Annotated in this window: 21 protein-coding genes; 7 read left to right on the plus strand and 14 right to left on the minus strand. The window is 51.0% G+C overall.

What is annotated here, in order from left to right:
* Positions 1–377 precede the first annotated feature (377 nt).
* Complete coding sequence (locus AC0YN3_RS18755) at positions 378–1,598, plus strand: MFS transporter (RefSeq protein ID WP_475776471.1); 1,221 nt, start codon at positions 378–380, stop codon at positions 1,596–1,598.
* A 780-nt stretch (positions 1,599–2,378) separates the two neighbouring features.
* On the opposite strand, the gene AC0YN3_RS18760 is transcribed toward AC0YN3_RS18755, so the two are convergent.
* Entirely contained in the window at positions 2,379–3,014 is a 636-nt protein-coding gene (locus tag AC0YN3_RS18760) for an O-methyltransferase (protein WP_475776547.1), read from the minus strand.
* Between the two features lie 146 nt (positions 3,015–3,160).
* Here AC0YN3_RS18760 and AC0YN3_RS18765 point away from each other — a divergent pair, with 146 nt between their 5' ends.
* Positions 3,161–4,312: a THUMP domain-containing class I SAM-dependent RNA methyltransferase gene (locus AC0YN3_RS18765; protein WP_475776472.1), complete on the plus strand. Its 1,152-nt coding sequence runs from the start codon at positions 3,161–3,163 to the stop codon at positions 4,310–4,312.
* Positions 4,313–4,330: 18 nt separating this feature from the next.
* Positions 4,331–6,364 carry an LTA synthase family protein gene (locus AC0YN3_RS18770; RefSeq protein ID WP_475776473.1) on the plus strand — a complete coding sequence of 678 codons (2,034 nt, stop codon included), beginning with the start codon at positions 4,331–4,333 and terminating at the stop codon, positions 6,362–6,364.
* Positions 6,365–6,690: 326 nt separating this feature from the next.
* On the opposite strand, the gene AC0YN3_RS18775 is transcribed toward AC0YN3_RS18770, so the two are convergent.
* The 8 genes from AC0YN3_RS18775 to racE form a co-directional block, all read right to left on the minus strand.
* Positions 6,691–8,121: a S16 family serine protease gene (locus tag AC0YN3_RS18775; RefSeq protein WP_475776474.1), complete on the minus strand. Its 1,431-nt coding sequence runs from the start codon at positions 8,119–8,121 to the stop codon at positions 6,691–6,693.
* A gap of 85 nt (positions 8,122–8,206) precedes the next feature.
* Positions 8,207–8,506: a hypothetical protein gene (locus AC0YN3_RS18780; RefSeq protein WP_475776475.1), complete on the minus strand. Its 300-nt coding sequence runs from the start codon at positions 8,504–8,506 to the stop codon at positions 8,207–8,209.
* On the minus strand, positions 8,469–9,083 hold the full coding sequence (locus tag AC0YN3_RS18785; RefSeq protein WP_475776476.1) for a DUF3990 domain-containing protein: 615 nt from the start codon (positions 9,081–9,083) through the stop codon (positions 8,469–8,471). Before AC0YN3_RS18785 ends, AC0YN3_RS18780 begins: the two co-directional genes overlap by 38 nt.
* Positions 9,084–9,163: 80 nt before the next feature.
* Positions 9,164–9,388 (minus strand): YuzB family protein, encoded by a 225-nt coding sequence (locus AC0YN3_RS18790; protein WP_475776477.1) that lies wholly within the window; start codon positions 9,386–9,388, stop codon positions 9,164–9,166.
* Positions 9,389–9,423: 35 nt separating this feature from the next.
* Positions 9,424–9,726, minus strand: coding sequence for an iron-sulfur cluster assembly accessory protein (locus AC0YN3_RS18795; RefSeq protein WP_475776478.1), 303 nt, complete (start codon positions 9,724–9,726; stop codon positions 9,424–9,426).
* A 44-nt stretch (positions 9,727–9,770) separates the two neighbouring features.
* The gene (locus AC0YN3_RS18800) at positions 9,771–10,010 is read right to left on the minus strand and encodes a hypothetical protein (RefSeq protein WP_183560034.1); all 240 of its coding nucleotides are present in this window, start codon (positions 10,008–10,010) and stop codon (positions 9,771–9,773) included.
* Positions 10,011–10,069: 59 nt separating this feature from the next.
* Complete coding sequence (locus AC0YN3_RS18805; RefSeq protein ID WP_475776479.1) at positions 10,070–10,954, minus strand: M14 family metallopeptidase; 885 nt, start codon at positions 10,952–10,954, stop codon at positions 10,070–10,072.
* Between the two features lie 124 nt (positions 10,955–11,078).
* Entirely contained in the window at positions 11,079–11,888 is an 810-nt protein-coding gene (gene racE / locus AC0YN3_RS18810) for a glutamate racemase (protein ID WP_475776480.1), read from the minus strand.
* Positions 11,889–12,365: 477 nt separating this feature from the next.
* Between racE and AC0YN3_RS18815 the strand changes: the two genes are divergently transcribed.
* The 3 genes from AC0YN3_RS18815 (at position 12,366) to AC0YN3_RS18825 (ending at position 16,394) form a co-directional block, all read left to right on the plus strand.
* Positions 12,366–13,172, plus strand: coding sequence for an SDR family oxidoreductase (locus tag AC0YN3_RS18815; RefSeq protein WP_475776481.1), 807 nt, complete (start codon positions 12,366–12,368; stop codon positions 13,170–13,172).
* A gap of 46 nt (positions 13,173–13,218) precedes the next feature.
* On the plus strand, positions 13,219–14,964 hold the full coding sequence (locus AC0YN3_RS18820; protein WP_475776482.1) for an alpha-glycosidase: 1,746 nt from the start codon (positions 13,219–13,221) through the stop codon (positions 14,962–14,964).
* A 209-nt stretch (positions 14,965–15,173) separates the two neighbouring features.
* A complete protein-coding gene (locus AC0YN3_RS18825) occupies positions 15,174–16,394 on the plus strand; it encodes a glucose-1-phosphate adenylyltransferase (RefSeq protein ID WP_475776483.1) in 1,221 nt (406 codons plus the stop codon).
* Positions 16,395–16,511: 117 nt separating this feature from the next.
* Here the strand turns inward: AC0YN3_RS18825 and AC0YN3_RS18830 are convergent, their stop codons facing one another.
* The 5 genes from AC0YN3_RS18830 to AC0YN3_RS18850 form a co-directional block, all read right to left on the minus strand.
* A complete protein-coding gene (locus AC0YN3_RS18830; protein WP_475776484.1) occupies positions 16,512–16,940 on the minus strand; it encodes a YtxH domain-containing protein in 429 nt (142 codons plus the stop codon).
* 51 nt (positions 16,941–16,991) lie between these two features.
* On the minus strand, positions 16,992–17,468 hold the full coding sequence (locus tag AC0YN3_RS18835) for a DUF948 domain-containing protein (protein ID WP_475776485.1): 477 nt from the start codon (positions 17,466–17,468) through the stop codon (positions 16,992–16,994).
* 329 nt (positions 17,469–17,797) lie between these two features.
* The gene (locus tag AC0YN3_RS18840) at positions 17,798–18,454 is read right to left on the minus strand and encodes a helix-turn-helix transcriptional regulator (RefSeq protein WP_475776548.1); all 657 of its coding nucleotides are present in this window, start codon (positions 18,452–18,454) and stop codon (positions 17,798–17,800) included.
* Positions 18,455–18,691: 237 nt separating this feature from the next.
* Positions 18,692–19,111 carry a DUF86 domain-containing protein gene (locus AC0YN3_RS18845; protein WP_475776486.1) on the minus strand — a complete coding sequence of 140 codons (420 nt, stop codon included), beginning with the start codon at positions 19,109–19,111 and terminating at the stop codon, positions 18,692–18,694.
* Between the two features lie 148 nt (positions 19,112–19,259).
* Complete coding sequence (locus AC0YN3_RS18850) at positions 19,260–19,547, minus strand: Dabb family protein (RefSeq protein ID WP_475776487.1); 288 nt, start codon at positions 19,545–19,547, stop codon at positions 19,260–19,262.
* Positions 19,548–19,654: 107 nt separating this feature from the next.
* On the opposite strand from AC0YN3_RS18850, the gene AC0YN3_RS18855 reads away from it, so the two are divergent.
* Positions 19,655–19,921 carry a hypothetical protein gene (locus AC0YN3_RS18855; protein ID WP_475776488.1) on the plus strand — a complete coding sequence of 89 codons (267 nt, stop codon included), beginning with the start codon at positions 19,655–19,657 and terminating at the stop codon, positions 19,919–19,921.
* The last annotated feature ends 55 nt before the right edge of the window (positions 19,922–19,976 follow it).

Genomic DNA, 19,976 nt, shown 5'->3' on the forward strand with positions numbered 1-19,976 from the left:
AACTAATCATAGATTTGCAAATAAAGTAGAATGCGCCGCAAACTTGTTGAAACTTGACTTAATTAAAGCAAGGAATAGATTTCCTGTCAAAGACTTTAGACCTATTTTCACTAAATTTAAATAAGCATATTTTACCATAAGCTTTTGTAAGCATTTCCACTTGATAGCTTAGAACTACACGCTTTTTAGCGACTAAAAGACCATTTGCGTTTATTGTCGAATCTTGTCCTAATTTTACTACAATTCGACAAAAATTGAAGAGTCCAAGTTCCCAATTAATTGGTGCTTCATCCTTGAAATCTAAATGTAATAATCCTGATATCGGCGGTGATTTCGGCTTGAAGAAATGACTCCGCAACCTGTGCTATACTTTGGAAATGGAACAATGGAAAAAAAATCTGGTCGTGTTGTGGTTCGGACAGTTTCTCGTTATGGCTGGAATGACGATGATCATTCCGTTCCTGTCCCTCTATCTGCAATTTGATCTAGGCTTGTCCGATACGCATGAGATCGGGATATGGGCTGGCATTATTTTTGCCGGCAACTTCGTTACCTCCTTTATATTTCAACCGATATGGGGCAAAATGGCTGACCGGTACGGCCGCAAAATGATGCTGCTCCGCTCAGGTTTCGGCATGTCCATCGTTATGGTGCTGATGGGCTTTGCGACGAACCCTTGGCATTTGCTGCTGCTCCGCATGTTGAACGGTACGATTTCGGGTTTCAACCCGGCCTCCATCGCTCTCATCTCAGCAACGACACCCAAAGCCAAAATGGGCTTTGCGATGGGAACCATTCAATCCGGCGGCATTGCCGGCACGATACTCGGTCCGTTTATAGGCGGATTGCTTGCTGACAGCATCGGCTTTCGTCCTATTTTTTATTTGACGGGCGCTTTGCTGTTCGCTGCTTCGCTGCTCGCTTTATTCGTGGTCAAAGAACCCTTTGACCGCATGAAAGCCGCGCAACGCGTTCAAGCCTCCGTCATTGAAGGATTTCGCAAGCTAAGCGGGATACCTCAGCTAACTGCGCTGTTTGCCGTCACCTTCCTCATCCAATTCGCGATGATGAGCCCGATGACGCTTATCCCGCTTTATGTGCAGGAGCTGCACGGAACTACCGCCAACCTTGCGTTTTTTGCCGGCTTCGTCGGCTCGGTTACCGGCCTGTCCAATCTCGTCGCCTCGCCTCTGCTCGGAAAATTAAGCGACCGGGTTGGTGCAGAACGAGTGCTTGGCGTCGCGCTTGTTGGCTCATCGCTTGCCTTTATTCCGCAGGCACTAGCAGGAACCGTTTGGCAATTGCTGATCGCTCGCTTCATACTGGGTATTTTTCTGGGGGGTCTTATTCCAGCCGTAAACTCCCTGATTCGAAAATATACGCCGGACGGCATGGAGAGCCGCTCCTACAGCTTCAACACCAGTACGATGAGCCTCGGTAATATGATCGGCCCGATCACGGGTGGCGCTTTGTCAGGTTGGATCGGCATTCAAGGATTGTTTCTGCTCTCTGCGGTCATGCTGATGGTCAACGCGGGGTGGGTTTACCAATCCCTGCTGCGAAAACGTCCGTTTTCGCGGCAGGGCAAAGATGGCTGAACCGTTGTGACGAGCATAGGAAAGGGCATACGGGAAGTTTACTTTCCTCGTATGCCCTTTTTTCATTTCGGAGAACTGGAAATTCTCCGCCATGGTCCATGCGGAAATTTGTCGTTTTTCGACAAATTTCATTACAGCCCATTTGATCCAACGAGAGTTACGTTTGTTTATACATATCCGGTGGTTAATACCCAAAAACTAGCTTATCCTTTAGTTAAGTAAGAACACCTATCTCGCTCCATTAGCACGTATGCATGCTTACGGCACCAACTAACCAGTTACTTGGGCGCTGTTGGAACACATTCGTGCTTACAGCATCATTTCCGCCTCTCGCCCACAGCGATCTCACTCCATAAGCACGTATGCGTACTTACGGCACAAACTAACCAGTTACTTGGGCGCTGTTGGAACACATTCGTGCTTACAGCATCATTCCCGCCTCTCGCCTACACCGATCTCGCTCCATTAGCACGCATGCGTACTTACGGCAAAAACTAACCAGTTACTTGGGCGCTGTTGTAACACATTCGTGCTTACAGCATCATTCCCGCCTATCGCCCACAGCGATCTCACTCCATAAGCACGCATACGTGCTTACGGCACCAACCAATCAGTAGCTCGGATGCTGTTGGAACACTTACGTGCTTACAGCATCATTTCCGCCTCTCTCCCACATCGATCTCGCTCCATTAGCACGCATGCTCACTTACTGCACCAAACCACAAACAAAAAAACACCATGAGCTGGATCGGCTACTACCGAACCTGCTCATGGTGCCAATTAGAGTTCCTTTACAATCGCGATCGCTAGTCCGTCATATCCCGGCAGCACCGTGCTCTGCAGGCGTTCATCCGATGCGATGGTTTCATTGAAGAAACGCACCGCCTGTACAGCCGGCCCTGCCTTCGCAGGGTTCGTCGTTCTGCCGCGCAGCAAAATATTATCGCCTACGATCACCGCACCGGGATTGGCGAGCGCAATCGCATGCTCCAGATAAACCGGATAACCTTCCTTATCTGCGTCGATGAAGAAGAAGTCAAACTTCCGGCCCGCTTCCTGCAGCTCTGCCAAGCTCTGCTTCGCATCACCGACCATATACTCTACTTTCTCTCCCAAACCGGCTGCTTCCATATGCACCTGTGCCAGCTCCGCATAGCTCGGCAAAAGCTCAAGCGATGTAAGCTTCCCGCCTTCCTTCAGTCCCCGTGCCAGGCAGATGCCGCTATAACCGCCAAGTGCTCCGATTTCAACGATCGTACTCGCGCCGGATAGCGATACGAGCATCGTAAGCAAGCGACCGTAGCCATCAGCAACCGAAATATCCGGCATTCCGTTTGCTGCAATCCCTGCTTTTACGCGCTCTAGATCCGCATCCGTTCCATAAAGGGAATCCACATATTGCTCGTCTTGTAACATCATTCTATTCTCTCCAATTTTACAATTTGTAAAAACCAGCTAGTTTGCCCTATACTTGATTGTATGTTTTTGTTCACGGGGATACAAGCATAGGCTTATGAAGCAGCATCCAATATCGCAAAGTATGAATGAAAAGAGAGTGTACAATGGAAAAATTACAGCTAATCGCAACCGCGCCGATGGGGCTTGAAGCGGTTGTCGCACGTGAGCTGAAGGATTTAGGCTATACCGACTTGCAGGTCGAGAACGGACGTGTCAATTTCACGGGCGGTCCGCTCGACATTTGCCGAACCAACCTTTGGCTGCGCACAGCAGGCCGCATACTTATTAAAATGGGCGAATTCCCGGCTACTACCTTTGATGAGCTGTTCGAAGGCACAAAAGCGCTCGATTGGCCGACATGGATTCCGAACGATGGTGAATTTCCCGTCAATGGCCGTTCGCAGAAATCGCAGCTGACAAGCGTACCCGCCTGCCAAAGCATCGTGAAAAAAGCCGTCGTTGACAAAATGTCCGCACAATACGGTACCGAATGGTTCCCGGAGAACGGCGGACGCTACGTAATCGAGGTTACGCTTATGAACGACCGCGCCATGCTGACACTCGATACGACCGGTGACGGCTTGCATAAGCGCGGATACCGCAAAGTAGCGACTGAGGCGCCGATTCGGGAAACGCTTGCCGCAGCGCTTGTGCAGCTGAGCCGCTGGAATCCGGAACGTCCGTTATATGATCCGTTTTGCGGCTCAGGCACGATTCTCATTGAAGCAGCCATGATCGGTTGGAATATCGCACCGGGACTTCGCCGCAGCTTCAACAGCGAGGGCTGGCCATTGATCCCGAACGAGCTTTGGGATGAAGCGCGCGACGAAGCCTTCGATCTTGTAAAAGATAACGTTCCGCTTCAGATTGCCGGCTCCGATATCGATCCAGGTGCCATTGAAATCGCAGAAGCCGCGATCAAGAAGGCAGGCTTTGGCAAAGAAATCAAGCTAACCGTCCAACCTGTTGCTAAAGTAAAGCTGGAAGGCGACTATGGCGTCATTATTACAAATCCGCCTTACGGAGAACGTCTTGGCGATGACGTCCAGGCAGAAGCAGCCATGCGCCAATTCGGCCTGACTGCCCTTCATTATCCGACTTGGTCATATTTCTCGATCAGTCCGTCTACGTCCATTGAGCATTATTTTGGCCGTCCAGCCGATAAAAAGCGCAAGCTGTTCAACGGTCGCATCGAATGTAATTACTTGCAATTTTTCGGTCCGCTTCCTCCGCGCGGCAATCGCTCGCAGCCATAAGGGAGGAGCTTTACACAAATGCTATCGAATAATGAAAAACCGTTACGCCGCGGCATGAGCACGATACTGGTCTGGCTTGAACGCTATAAAGCGATCGACCTGCTGCTTTTCACGGCCGCGCTGCTGGCTAAAGTCTATTTGTTCTCGGAAATATTGCATGTCAAGAATATGAAAATGACCAGCACGGACGCTATCATCGAGCTTGGCGCCATCATGCTGTTCAGCTTTTGGACAATCTGGCTTCCCGCGCGTGGCAGGGTCCTTTCACTTATCGGCTTGAACATGCTTGCGTCCTTTGTATTGTACGCAGATATTATTTACTATCGATATTTCCAGGATTTAATTTCAATACCGGTGCTGCTGCAGTTCAGCCAAGTGGATTCGCTCGGCGAGAGCATCGGTACTTTGCTGCATGCCAAAGACTTCCTGCTATTCCTTGATTGGATTGTCATAGTCCCATTTGCGCTCTACGCGCTTATGCGCGGGAAACATGACCTTCGCCGCGCTAATGAGTATCGCCGGATTCCTCCCGTTTGGCAAAAAGCGCTCGTCCGCGTCGTCATGAGCGCAGCCATCTTCGGGATTGGCGCCTCGCTCGTTTTCACGAACGTCAATGAGGCGAAGCGCACGTGGGGCCAAGGCATTTTTGAAGGAAATTGGTGGAACCTATCCATCTACAACGTGACGGGAGCACTCGGCTTCCATGGCTATGACGCTTACCGCTACGCGAAACGGAACTGGCTTGACGCGGAAACGGTCAGTGCTGAGCAAGCCTCGGAAACGAAGAGCTGGATCGAAGCACGCGGTGCCCTTCGCGGAGCGCTTGAGCAGGACAAGCTCTTTGGAGCATACGCCGGCAGCAACGTTCTCATGATTCAGCTCGAGGCTTTCCAAAATTTCATGATCAACAAATCCATTGGCGGTCAAGAAATTACGCCTCATTTGAATGGGCTTATCAAGCAAAGCGCTTATTTCAGCCAGTTCTATCACCAGACCGCGCAAGGCCGGACCTCTGATGCGGATTTTACGGCCAATTGTTCCATGCAGCCTGTTCCGAACGGCTCCGTATTTATTCAATATGCACCGAATGAGTTTGATTGCATGTCAAGCACCTTAAAGGCGAGCGGCTACGGAACCTCCGTCTTCCACGCTTACGAGGGCGGATTTTGGAATCGGAACACCATGTATAACAATATGCAATATGATCAGTTTTACAGCTTGAAGCATTTCACGCTCGATGAGAAAATCGGCTGGGCACTCGGGGATAAATCCTTTTTCAGGCAGTCCTTGGACGTGATTTCTGACCAAAAGCAGCCTTTTTACTCTTTTCTTATTACATTGTCAAGCCATTATCCCTTCACCATGCCCAAAGCGGAGCAGCAGCTTAGCTTAGGCGAGCTCGACGGTACGATTATGGGCGACTATCTGCAGTCTATCCATTACGTTGACGCCGCGCTCGGCGAGCTCATTGAACGGATGAAAGCGGAAGGACTTTGGGACAACACGATTCTAGCGATGTACGGCGACCATGATAATTCTATAAAGGACTGGTCGCTGCTAGAGACGTTCCTTGGCAAGCCCCTCAATGAAATGGAGCGCCAAATGATGCTGAAGCAGGTTCCTCTGCTCATACATTTGCCTGGCAACGAGCATGCCGGAACCTACACGGGAGTTGGCGGACAGCTTGATGTAACGCCGACGATCATGCATCTTCTTGGCATGTCGACGGCTGATCAATATTTAATCGGGACCCCTCTTCTAACCGAGCTCCCGCTCGAGGGCAAGCTTGTTGTACAGCGAAATGGCTCTTTCACTGACGGGAATGTTTATTATTTGCCATCATCCGACGGCATAATAGAGAATGGTGCCTGCTGGAGCATCCCTAGTCAGGCATTAACTGATATGAAAGCCTGCACAGCCGCAGCCGAGAATGCTCGTACCGAGCTCTCCGCATCCGATCAGATCGTGATGAACAACCTGATCGAGAACTTTAAAGAGCAATCGGCCACGGAAGCGCGCGCCGGCAGCCAATGGGAGACAGCGGCCAAATAATCTGCTTGCGTCATATGAAACAAAGAAGCTCCTCAGCCAGCGGCCGGGGAGCTTTTTTCATTTCATGTGCTTTTACAAATAACATTTCATTTGCCATTTCGCTTGCTGCTTATTGCTTCTATCGCTTCTTCAATTGCGAGTTCACCTAAGCTTACAGGATCAACTTCATTTGCTTCACATGTGCTTTTCCCTGTTCTATTTCATCTTTTATTCCATATTTTATTTCATTTTTTATTCCATATTTTATTTCATTTTTTTATCCATCTTTATTTCACTTAATATATCTTCTTTTATTTCAACTTCTATCTCAATTGCTGCTTCAAGCACTATTTCTTATGCTGCTTCAGCCATTCGACCACGTCATCCAGCTTCTCTACCGGCACGATATTAAGCTCAGCCGCCCCGCTGCGTGCTTCCGCTTCCTGTTCCTTAGGCACGAAGAAGACGTCCGCATCCGTTCGGCTCACCGCATACGCCTTCTGCTTAATGCCGCCGATAAGTCCGATGCTTCCATCTGCCTCAATCGTTCCGGTGCCTGCTACCTGATTCCCGAACGTAATTCCGCCTGGCGTCAGTTGATCCAGAATGGCAAGCGTCAGCATCGCGCCATGCGAGGGCCCGCCAATATGGGCCATAAACCGCTTGTAGTCAATGCCGCGAGGAATATCGACCAGCAGCTCCGTCTGTACGGAAATACCAAATACCGGCCTCTCCGCCTGATCAGCCGAAGCTTTTGCAGCAACCGCTTCCTTCGTAACTTCTCCTGCCCTTCTAAGCATAACCTCAACGGTATCCCCCGGCTTAACCGACTCCTCCATATACCCAGTCATATCGCTTATCGTACGTACAGCTTGTCCATTCAGCTTGTCGATAATATCGCCTGCCATCAGATGGCCCTCGGCTGGACTGTCTTTCACGATAGCGACAACTCGAACGCCATCGGCCGTTAATCCTTCTCCAATGCCAGCCATTTTCATGGCAACGGCTGCTGCCACGCTGTTCGCATCCGTCTTCATCATGACGACTTGCGCGTACGTTTCTGTAAGCGGCGGCTCATTTTCAGGCGTTTTTTGGAAGCTGTAATAGGGCAGCATACTTGCATACAGCCAGTCCGCAGGCACGGCGGGCCGATCAAATACGAGAACCCCGTTAACCGTTCCCCCATGCTGGCCGCCATCCACATGCGCATATCGATTCATATTCAACGTCATGCCTGGGTAAGTAACCTGATAGCCGGTAGGGCATAGCAGAGCGAAGAGAAGGATAAGCGACACTACGAGTACTGTCCCTCCCCCCCATGGCAGCCACACAGGCAATTTACCGCGGCTCGGCTGCTGCCCATAGGCGCTCATTCGACTTGCCGACCTTCTTCTCTCGATTCCTTCGCTGAGCAGCAGATCAGCATATACGAGCGGCACAGCTGCGCCAGTCACAAGCAGCAGCCGAAACAGCTCCGCAGGCAACCATACAATGTAAATCACACCTATTGCACTAAGGATGACTATAGCAGCCCGCAGCAGCTGCATGCCAAAAACGATCCCTTTCCTGCTCCGCTGCTGCCAAATGGCAAGCAACGCTCCTACCGCCCAGCTAAGCGGGATGCACGCAACAAAGTAAAATAGCCAATCAATCATCTCAATCCATTGCATGCCGCTTCCTGTCTTTAGAGGCGCTGGCAGCCAAATGAGCTCCGATGCGATCAAACAAGCAAAGGCTGCTGTTAATCCGGACAAATAATAAACGGCTGGCTTGCGCATTCAATTTCCTCCTACTATTCCTCTGGATCGTCCCGGTTCCAGCCCTCAAACAAACAAAAGACCCGACGAACGACGTCGCGGGGTCTTACTTCGTCTGCAAATATTGGCGTTCTTCCGATCCGATGCCACGGTCCCTAAGCTCGCCTTTCTCTATGCCTTGAATACGCTCTAGCCACTCCGCCGGAGAATGCTCCGAGCGCCGTGCCCGATCCAGCAGCTGTGCGTAATGCGTGCAATTCTCATAACCGCCAAGCTTGCGTACGATCTCGATATATTCCACCACGAGCGCCCTAGCTTCCGAGGCAGGATAACCGTGATCCGCAGACAGCGCTTCGACGATTCCCCGCTCATACAAGCTTAACCTCACCTGTGCCTTCACTTTCATGATACGTCCACCTGCTTCCCGTATAAATATGGTAGCCAACAAGCTTTACATGCGACTCCCATCGTTCGGAGCAAAAAACGACTTGATTGCCGAGCCGAAGCGAGTCCATCTTCCTGCCCTTGCGCGACACCGTTATCTGTTCATAGAACCATTGCTCATCCTTATTTAATTGTACTGCTTTATGTACGATTTTTCCAGTGTCATTGTCCGCCATCGGGCCTATAATGATGTCGGGATGGATTGCACAGGGATCTTCTCCCTTGACGTTTGCCCTCCGGTGGGCATAAATAAAGGACGCCCATGCCGGTGAATCCGAAAGAAACAAAAGCGGCTCTACCTTCTCGGGCACGGAAGCCAGCTCGACAACAAGCACGCAGGGCTTACTGCCGTTCCACGACTCCTTCGCAGCCTTATGCGACCATTTCCGCGCTTGCGCAACGGATATCGTCGTGTAGAAGCCCTCCCCGAAGTCTTTGCCTGGCTTCCAATATGGCGAATTGAGCAGCTTTTGCCCAAAGGATTGAACCGTATCGCTTGTCGTCCCGTGATATAGCAGCTGCGGCGTCGTAATATCCACCCTCTTGCTCCTTTCGTATCCGCTTATAGACAACAAGACCCTACGATAAAATAGCTCGCAGGGTCCTGGTGTAAGTACGATTATTTTTTGATATAAGGACGGACCTTATCGATCGCCTCATCCTCGCTTGCCGCTTTGATATACCGGCCATTAATAAAAATGAATGCGTAGCGGGCGCATGGCCCGCAATAAGACTTGCAGCCCACGCGGATTTCAGCGTCAGGAGCGAGCTTTTGCAGCTTCGGTACGATTGATTTCAACTGTGTATGCTTGCATTTGTCGCAAACACGTATGTCATTTGCCATGATATCTTCCTATTTCAACCGGATACCGAGGAAGCTTAGTGATCGCCGTGGTTGCCCTTGGTTGGATTCGTAACGGCAAAGCCCTCTTCAGGCACATAGAAATAGTCGATGCGTACGCCGTCCAGGAAAGCATTGTCTTTCTCGAGAATGACATCAATCCCTTTGTCCGTGGATACGACAACATCCTTTTCGGTCGGCTCGTCGATTCCCATGCCGTAATGCGCATGATCGCCATGGGAATGGGTCACATAAATACGAAGCAGCTTGCCTTCGTTTTCGGGCTTGTCCAGCTCAAGTTGCAATACTTTAGCGGCATTTTTAGAAATTTTGCAGTTCATTAATCATCCAGCTCCTCTTATCGTTAGCCTTGCGGCAATATTTATTATTTTATATTATACTTGGTCTCCATTCTACGGGCAAACCATTCCGCAATTACCATCGTAACCGCAATATCATCAATAGGCAGAAACGGCAGCGGCAGCACGTCAGGCAGCACCCAATAGAGGAAAACAGGCACGGTAAAGATCAGCTTGTCCAGCAGTGAAACGTTTTTTGACCGCAGCAGCTGAAAAATACGGACGAACGTCCGCTGCCAATGCCGCAGCGACAGCAATTTACGCATCTGACACTCCACCTTTGCTGAGCTTTTCGAACCATTATAGCATAAATGGCCGAAGGCCGCTAAAGACGTAGCATCTCTAGCAGCAGCGGCTGCAGCTCCATGTAAATATGGTCAAACTTGCTCATCGGAAGCGGGTTTTCTCCATACCCCGCCTCTACCGTGAATCCCGGCCTGCGATAGCGCTGAATATACCAATCCTTGTAACCCGCGTCGCTGCCGGAGAGCTTTACCGCCTCATACCCGCTTGCCCTCGCCAGCTTCTTCGCGAGCTGCTCCGAATCGGCAGGCTCGTAATCACGGTAGTTCCAATAAATTTCCCTGCCCTGCGTATGCAGTGCCAGCACGGCATGAAAGCCCATCCTATCCGTGAAGCTGGCCATTGCGGCCGCTTCCGGCTCGCTGAGCGGGTAAGGTCCAGGATAATCGCGCGGGCCCGGGCTTTCAATGCCTCTTCGCTTGCATTCCTCTTCCCAAAACGCCGGAAATTGGTCATTCAAATCGACGCCCCGGATATTCGCTTTCCAGCCCTCGAACTGTGCGGAGCCCCTATTCCACTCCAATAGCTGGCGATAATAAGGATGCCTCTCCGACAAGCCTTCCTGCGAGAGCTCTACGCCGTCGGGGTTGACCATCGGAACGACCCATAATGTCACCTCTCTGCATAGATCCGCCACCAGCTGTCCGCCGATCTCCTCGCCGCTGCAATACGCTGCCGATAAATCGGCGACAAAACGCATCAACAAAGCCGAGGTGATCCATTCATTCGCATGAAATGAACCATTCATATGAATGCGGCGTTGACCGGTACCGCAGCGAAGGGCGAGCAGCGGCTTGCCCATCACGCTCTCTCCGATCACATGCGATGACAGAAAGGGATATCTGCCCGACAGCTGCCTAACCCCTTCCAGCAAATCAGGATACCTATAGCTTTGTTCGGAGTACATGACGATCCCTCCAACTGCCTTAATTTACTCCCTTCATCGTATGCGCTAAACGGGCTGTCCTATGAAGCAAACGCCCAAAAGAAGCTGAACCGGCAGGTGCAGCTTCTTAGGCAGCGCGTGAATCTCACACGATCGTCGGAATTTGCCAGACAACGGGCGACAGCTGAATTTGCTTGCCCAGCCATTGATGGGTAATCGATTGGAATATTCGCGTATCGCCGCTGCAAAAAAATTGATGAACGGGTATGGAATCTCCCTGCGAGAGGCTTCCTTTTTTGTCTAGAATTGCGCTAATCTCGCGTGCAGTCTCGTCTGCCGAGCTGATTAACGTTACCCCCTGCCCCATAACCTCGGAGATGGTCTCCGTCAAGAACGGGTAATGCGTACAGCCGAGAATAAGCGTATCCATCGGATAGCCCTGCAGATGTCCGAGGGAACTTTTTACGGTTTCGTAGGTTTCCCGTGAACGGAAGTTCCCTTTCTCAACTAGCGGCACAAAGCGCGGACATGCTTCGCTTATGACCGTAATTTCGGGAGAGAGTGCTTTTAGCGCCTGATCATAGGCTTGGCTTTTAATCGTTCCCTCCGTGCCTATGACGCCGACGCAGCCGGTAACCGTTAAGCGTATAGCGGCTCTTGCCCCGGGATTGATGACTCCGATTACCGGAATCTCAACGCGGGAGCGGATATCCTCAAGTCCGGCAGCCGTTGCCGTATTGCATGCTATGACAATCATTTTGGGATTAAACTGAATAAGATAATCGACGATTTCCCTCGTAAAACGAATAATTTCCTCCGAAGAGCGCGGACCGTAAGGCGTTCTGGCCGTGTCCCCGAAATATACGATTTTTTCTCGCGGCAGTTGGCGCATGACTTCCTTGGCAACGGTGAGGCCGCCAACGCCTGAATCTAATATCGCTATCGGTTGCTGCACAAACACACCGCTTTCCTGAACGAATGTAATGAATCCAGACAAAATAGCATATGAAAACAGGCACCAAAACGTACCTGTGCTATGGCCTGCTATCCAGACGAGACACGAACAGTCACTAACAATTCGGAAACCCCTCTCTCTGCCTCCGGCTCGGCAACAAGCGCGGTTTATTGATTCGCTACGCGGTTCGAGGTGCTTGACGGCACGATTGTCGGAACTGCCATGCTGACCATTATATGAGAAATGGGCGCTTGGAGCTGATGGCATGGCTGACTACCGCCCATATGCTCACCTCGGCGACGATCGTTCCGATCACCGGCAAATATGTGAATGAAGCCCGTGCGGGCTGCGATTAGCAGCTGCACGGGCTTTTTGCCCTGTCGCCCGATCAGGCTGTTTCGTTAGCGCTGTATCGGGTACATACAAGTAGAAACGACGCGTTATGCAAAGAACCGATTCGTAAAGGAGGACGATCTGATGACGGAATCTAAGCAATCATCTGGACGTTTGAGAGGAAAAACAGCACTGATTACGGGTGCCGGCTCTGGTATCGGAAGGGCTGCAGCCTTGCAGTTCGCAAAGGAGGGCGCTGATTTAGTCCTTCTCGACGTGAAAGAGAAAGCAATGGAGGAGGTTTGCCGCAGCATTCAACGCTGCGATGTCGAATGCCTTGCCATTGAAACCGATATTTCCAATGAAATTCAGCTCGCCAACGCCTACCGCCAAGTTAGGGAGCGGTTCGACAGCTTGGATATCGTATATGCCAACGCCGGTATTAACGGCATCCTAACTCCAATTGAGCTAATGGATTTCGACGATTGGAACACGACGCTCCAGGTGAACTTAAGCGGTACGTTTCTCACCGTGAAGCATGCCATTCCATTCATGAAAAACAACGGCGGCAGCATTATCATCACAAGCTCGATTAACGGAAACCGCGTATTTTCCAATATAGGCTTCAGCGCATACAGCAGCACAAAAGCCGGACAAGTCGCATTTGCGAAGATGGCCGCTCTTGAGCTCGCCCAATACAAAATCCGTGTTAACGTCATCTGCCCTGGCGCCATCGACACGAACATTGAAGAAAATACGGAGCGAACGCCTGAGCTTGATCAGGTCATCATTCCCGTAGAATACCCCGAGGGCAGCCAGCCGCTAGAGGATGGACCAGGCAGCGCCGCGCAGGTCGCGAAGCTGGCCTTATTCCTGGCATCGGATGATTCCAATCATATTTCGGGCACGGATATTTATATCGACGGTGCCGAATCTTTGCTGCGCGGTTAATCCATGACCATTTGTTTGACAACTACATACAAAGGAGCGGGAGCCAATGTTCAAAGAAAGCTTGTACCACTCACCGGATCTGAAATGGGCCTATGCCTACGATTGCGACACTTTCCATCTCAGGCTCCGCACCAAGCGGGACGACGTTGAGGAAGCCGTTGCCGTGACGGGGGACAAATACGACTGGGATAACCATGCGATGGACATTCAAATGGAAAAAATCGCAGCCGATCCCTTATTCGATTACTGGGAGGCTGTCATCAAACCCGAGTTCCATCGCTTTTCATACGGATTCCGTGTCCGCAGCGGGGACGAAACGCTATGGCTCGTCGAGACCGGTGTATTCGAGGAAATGCCCACCCCGGCAGGCGGCTATTTCGAGGTCCCCTTCATCCACGCCATCGATTTATTCGATGCGCCGGAATGGGCAAAGTCTGCCGTTTTCTATCAAATCATGCCTGATCGGTTCGCCAATGGCGATTCGAGCATTGACCCGGAGGGCATTCGTCCTTGGGGAGAAACGCCAGGCGGGGAAGATCATTTCGGCGGGGATTTGCAAGGCATCCTCGATCACTTGAGCCATTTGACTGACCTAGGTGTTACGGCCATTTATTTGACTCCTTTGTTCACGGCGCCCTCCAACCACAAATACGATACGGTCGATTATATGCAAATCGATCCCCAGTTTGGCGATGCTGAGCTGCTTAAGAAGCTGGTGAAGGCCTGCCACGAGCTTGGGATACGCGTCGTGCTGGATGCCGTTTTCAACCATACGAGCGAGCAATTCCCTCCATTTCAGGATGTCCTGAAGCACGGCGAGAGCTCCAAATACAAAGACTGGTTCCACTTGAACGGCTTTCCCGTAGAGGTCAAAGACGGCTCTGCCAATTACGCGACGTTCGGTTTTTTCGGCAATATGCCAAAGCTCAACACGGCGAATCCGGAGGTTAAGCAGTATTTGCTCGACGTAGCTGTCCATTGGATAAGAGAGGCGGATATTGACGGCTGGCGGCTTGACGTAGCCAATGAAATCGACCATGCCTTCTGGCATGATTTCCGAACGGCGGTAAAAACCGAGAAGGCTGATGTTTTTATTATCGGGGAGGTTTGGGGCAATGCGCTCAATTGGCTGCACGGGGATGAATTCGATTCGTCCATGAACTATCCGTTTACGAATAAGGTGACGGAATTTTTCGCCACTTCCGACTATGCTGCCTCCGATTTCGCTGACCAGATCAACAGCCTGCTTATGCGCTATCCGCAGCAAACGAACGAGGCGCTGTTCAATTTGCTCTCCAGCCACGACATTCCGCGTGCAGCGACCAGGCTAGGCGGCAATAAAGACCGTCTAAAGCTGGCCGTCGTGTTTATGATGGCTTCCATGGGCATTCCCTGTATCTATTATGGCGACGAAATCGGCCTGGATGGCGGAGATGATCCCGACTGCCGCAAATGCATGGAATGGGACACCGATAAGCAGGACCGTGAGCTATTTGACTTTTACCAGCTGCTCATTGCCCTCCGCAAGGAGCATGCCGCCCTTCGCGATGGACGCTTCCGCTTCCTGCATGCCGACAATGCAAACGGGACGCTCCTATTCGAGCGCTTGAACACGCAGCAGCATTTTACAATTTGGATCAACAATACGGAGGAAGCCGTCACGCTCTCGCATCCCATGAAAGCCGATGATTGGCATGACGCACTGACCGGAGACAAGGTCGTCACGGCCGGGGATAAGCTTGAAATCGAGCTTCCGCCTCTGGATTTCAGAATCATCTATCGGAATATTTAACGGCTTTTGAACCCTTGCTTTGCCATTTAGGCAAGGCAAGGGTTCTTTTTCCCTTTATCGCTCCCCCTCCCTGCCGAATCCGTACGATTAACGGCTAGCTCATTCTTTTTTTCCGTGCATCGGTTTCAAAAGAGTCAAGTACGGTTAATGTTTCATTATAATGAACGCAGCCAATACCAACCACACTTATCGGACAGGGGGAAATTAAATTGAAAAGTCATAATGAATGCATTGCCATGTTGTTAGCAGGTGGCGAAGGACGACGTCTTGCACCGCTGACAAGCCAAGCCGCGAAGCCGATTGTCCCGTTCGGCGATCGTTATCGCATGATCGATTTTCCGCTGAATAACTGCGCAAATTCGAATATCCGAACGATTGGTGTTCTTACGCAGTACTGTGCCGATAGTGTTCATAGCTATGTAACGAGCAACAAGGACGGGCTTCAGAAACCGCAAACGGAAAGCCGGGTCACGATGCTCCCTTCATCACGGAAGCGGGCTGACGGCTATGCAGGAACTGCAGATGCCATTTATCAAAATATCGATTACATTGACGAACATAACCCTGAGCATGTGCTCATCCTCTCAGGTGACCATATTTATGAAATGGACTATAAGCCCATGCTTGAATTTCATAAAAACCGCAGCTCGGACGTTACGATTGCCGTTAAGAAGGTCGCTTGGCGGGAAGCCAGCCGGTTCGGCATTCTCAAAACGGACGACCGCTTCAGGGTCAGCTCCTTCCATGAAAAGCCTGCTGAGCCAAATAGCAATTTAGCATCGATGGGCATTTATTTGTTCCGCTGGTCCGAGTTGAAAAAGTATTTGCTAACGGATGCCGCCAACCCAAATTCCAGCCATGACTTCGGCAAGGACATCATTCCGGCTATCCTCGCCGCCAAAGCCAACATGGTTGCTTATCCTTACGAAGGCTACTGGCGCGATGTCGGCACGATCGACAGCCTATGGGAAGCGAATATGGATTTGCTTGACGGCGAGCTTAGGCTGAATAAGCAAGAAACGGAAGCTCAGCTATCCGCAAACGCCCGCCTGGAGGAGCCTTATATAAGCAAGGCAGCAACGATCACTGACTCCCTTCTGCATCCGGCATGCGCTATTGAAGCGGATGTGACGCGCTCTGTCATCTGCAACGGCGTCACGGTCGGGGCAAACAGCGAAATTTACGAAAGCATCATTATGCCGGGCGCTAGAATCGGTCGAAATGTGACGATCCATCGCGCCATTATCGGCGAAGGCGCCATCATACACGACGGAGCCTTTGTCGGCCAGCTGAATGATGAAATATCGGTTATCGGACCGGGAGAAGCGATTACCGCTTCGTCGTCTTCCATGAAAGATTACAGCATGGAACCGCTAACCAGCTTATTGAGCGAAGCACCGGGGCGCGTTCACAGCAATATGCTCGGATAAAGGATTAGGAATAATAAATAAGGCAAACGGCAGGAGTCAGGGCTCCAAGCTGTTTGCCTTATTTACTGAATATTCAGTTTTCAATCAAGCCAACTTGGTTTAACCAGCATATGGACATTAATTAATGGACTGAAGCTCCTTGGCTACCGCCGCTTCCGTTTCTCCTGCTTCAACGGCTTCAATCGCGCTTGCCGCCTCGTCAGTCCCTGCTTCTGCCACTCCGTCAAAATCGGAAACGGCTTCCGTTTCCTCGGTACCTTTGCTGCGGCCTCTTACGCTGCTTACGACGCTGCTTGCCGCTTGCTTCGTTTTACCGGCGATCTGTACCGCTTGCCCGCCGATCTGCTTCGCGATTCTTCCGGTAGTGTCTCCCACTTGGCCGGCAACTTTAACGGTCGTCTCTCCAACCTTCTGAGCGCCGTCCGAAATATCCTGACGCAGCTCCTTGCCTGGCTTCGGCGCCAATAGCAAGGCAGTAATCGAGCCAACGACACCTCCTGCTAATGCGCCCAATAAAAACCCTTTAGTTTGTTTACGTGTTGACATTGTATTCGCTCCTTTCGAGTTTAGCGTGCTCTTCGTCTATCGCACCTTGCGTTAGGATTCCGATTCGGATACGGGATCATGCGTTTCCCGGCCAGCCGGACCGCTCTTACGGCTAGTTTGCCACAGCTGCCACGCCGTCATCCCTAGCTCCGCCCATTCAAGCGCATCGCCGACCTGCCGCTTTGTTTGATCGCGATTCGCATGCCGCTCCGCCGATTCCGACAGCAGCGAGGTGATGTGCTCAGCTGCCGACGTCGTGTTGGCAATAGCCCCGCCTACCTGACCAGCCGACTCGAACAGCTTGCTTGCTGCCTGCAGCTGCCGATTCGCGGAACGGATCGTTTCCTCCGCCGGTTCAACCAGCCTGCTTAGCTCCGTACTCAGCTTATGCACATCCAACCGCATCGCTGCCGCCTCCGCCTGCACATGATTCAATCTGCGCAAGGACGAATGCAGGGCTAGCAGAATGCCCGCCACCAAAATAACAAATGCTCCCGCAGCGATCGCTGCGCTCCACGCAATGACCATAGCCGTATCCCTCCTCCTTACGCAATGACTTGCCTGCCTATCCGGCATCTAGACGAATGCCCACTTGCGTAATGACAGTATAAGCAGCATGGGCTTGTCCTGACACAACCGTTTGTAAAATCATCTCGTTGCATGAATCGTATGCGCGCGGCACAAGGTGAAACGGCTTCGCCGTCCTTTAGCGGCGCGGCGCGCTTCATTCCGAGAAATATAGAGAAAGGATGACGAAAGGATATCCTTTCCTATAACTTCTTATCTATCGAAAAAGACCGCCTCAGGCAATCGTCTCCGATTCGCAAAGGCGGTCTAAGCAGACCGTTCATCTATTCTTAGCCAATATGGTAGCTGCACTTGCCCCCGCCCTTAGCTAAACATTCCGTGCGTTCGACTGGCGCGTCAAGCAGCGTTCTAAACAAAGATAGCTCACAGGTGCAGGCTTGAACATATTTCCCGGCAACCTGGGCTATGGGGCAATTGTATTCATAAAGCATGAAGCTGCCGTCAGTTTGCGCTTCTACCTCTGCCATGTACCCGCCGGCATTTTGAATGACGGCGAGCTCATTAACCTTATCCTTTAGGCTCTTTCCCGTCATCCGTGCTTCATAACGGTCATGAAGCTTTTTCTTTCGTCCTTCGAACATCCGGTCAATAAGCGCTGCGGTATCCGGGTCATCTGCGAGCTCATCAAGCAAGTCCAGCGCAAGCAAATGATAATTTTTGGGAAAGAGCTCATCCGCTTCCGCCGTAAGCTCATAGGCATGGAGCGGCCTGCCCATCGCTTGGCGCACCGAAACAATTTGGACGCTGCCTTCGCTCTCCAGCCCGTACATATGCCGTCGTATCGCCATTTCCGTCAGCTCGAGCTTGCTTGACAGATCACCGGCATACATTCTGCCTTCCGTCTTCAGCAGCAGCAAAATCCGCTCGCGCGTGGACTGTTCTCCTTGCGCTGCTTTTTTCATTCCTGCGGCACCTGATGTTTTCATCCGCTTCAACCCTTCACCACCCTTGCAGGCTTGTTAGCGTCATTGTAACGTATTTTGACTTTTTCGTAAATCAATCAAGCGTAAACGGCTGTCGCCGTCCTCTGTGGCAAAAGCAGTCGTTTCACGGGATAGATAAGCACATTCTGATGTGAAACATATAAATTCTTATATATCAAAAAAAAGACTGCAGCCTTTGCTTGCGGCTGCAGCTCGCTCGTATCTAAAACCTTATATCCCTTACAGTTCACGATCCAAATAATCTTCGACCGCTTGCTTATATTCCGGCAATAACGTGGACAGCGTTCTCGAGAGCGGGTGGAGGGATGCTCTCTCCCAGACATAGTAGTCTTGAACGAGCGGCTTGCGAAGCTGCACCAGCTCAATTAACGTACCCTGCATGTCCGCTGGAAAAGCTCCTGCTTCACCCGAAATTTCAATAATGTCCTCATAGCTGCTCGCATCGCGCAGGATAAATCCGTCAATGAGGAAGCTCCCCACGTCCGTCACCGTCTCGATGGCCAGATGGAGCGCTCTCTCCTGAGCTAAGCCTTCGAGTAGCGTTCCCTGCCATTGATCGGCAAGCACGTCCAGCGCGGCTGCAATGTCCGCTATTGCAGCCAATCGTACAGCAATTTGTTCCCGATTCACATAATACATATCAATCAGTCGCCCGCTTTCAGCCTTGTTTCTTTTTTTTCGACTTGCGTTTCAGCCAAACCACCATGATAATGCTGCTAAAAATAATTACCAGCAAATAGGTCATGATCTCATATACGTCTCTCATGTCGCTCATTAGTCGTTACCCTCAGCTCTCAAAATCGACGCTCACGGAAGCTTCGCGAACTTGCGTCATATACTCGATAACCTTTTTATGCACGGGATGCACCTGGTAAACCTCCAGCGCTTCCAATGAATCAAATGTCGTAATCAACGCAATATCGTACGAGCGCTCGGAATGCAGCACGTCAATGCCTACCTTGATTGTATTCAGCACTTCGATTTTGCCTTCCATATCTCTAAGCACCTGCGCGGTACGGGCTACGTTCTCTTCGCTGCCGTCCTTTAGTTTAAAGAAAACAATATGTGTTAGCATTTGTTGTTCCTCCTATGGCTTGATTGTATATTTTGCATCCGTTTGTCACATAATAACCTATGCAGTCGCATTACGGCAATCTTTAACGCGAAGGAGATCGGTACGTTATGCGCTATCCGGTTACGATTGTTGCTACTTTGATTGGTCTCGCCATCTGCTTGTTCAATTCGACCGGCTACGACCCTCACAACATGGTTTTCTTTATGTTCAGCATCCCGTCATGGATCGTGGACTTGTTTGTGGACGTGCATGAGGTAAACGTCCTGCTCATGTATGCTTTAACCGTGATAACATGGGCTTTGCTTGGTTTTGTAGCCGACATTCTCATTGCGAGAGGACGGGAAAGCGAGCGTCATCCCCGCTCAGCGAAGTAACAACAAATCAACAAAAAGGAGCCTTTCGGCTCCTTTCGCATTTTTACAGCGTTTT

This window comes from Paenibacillus sp. J22R232, from assembly GCF_056269165.1.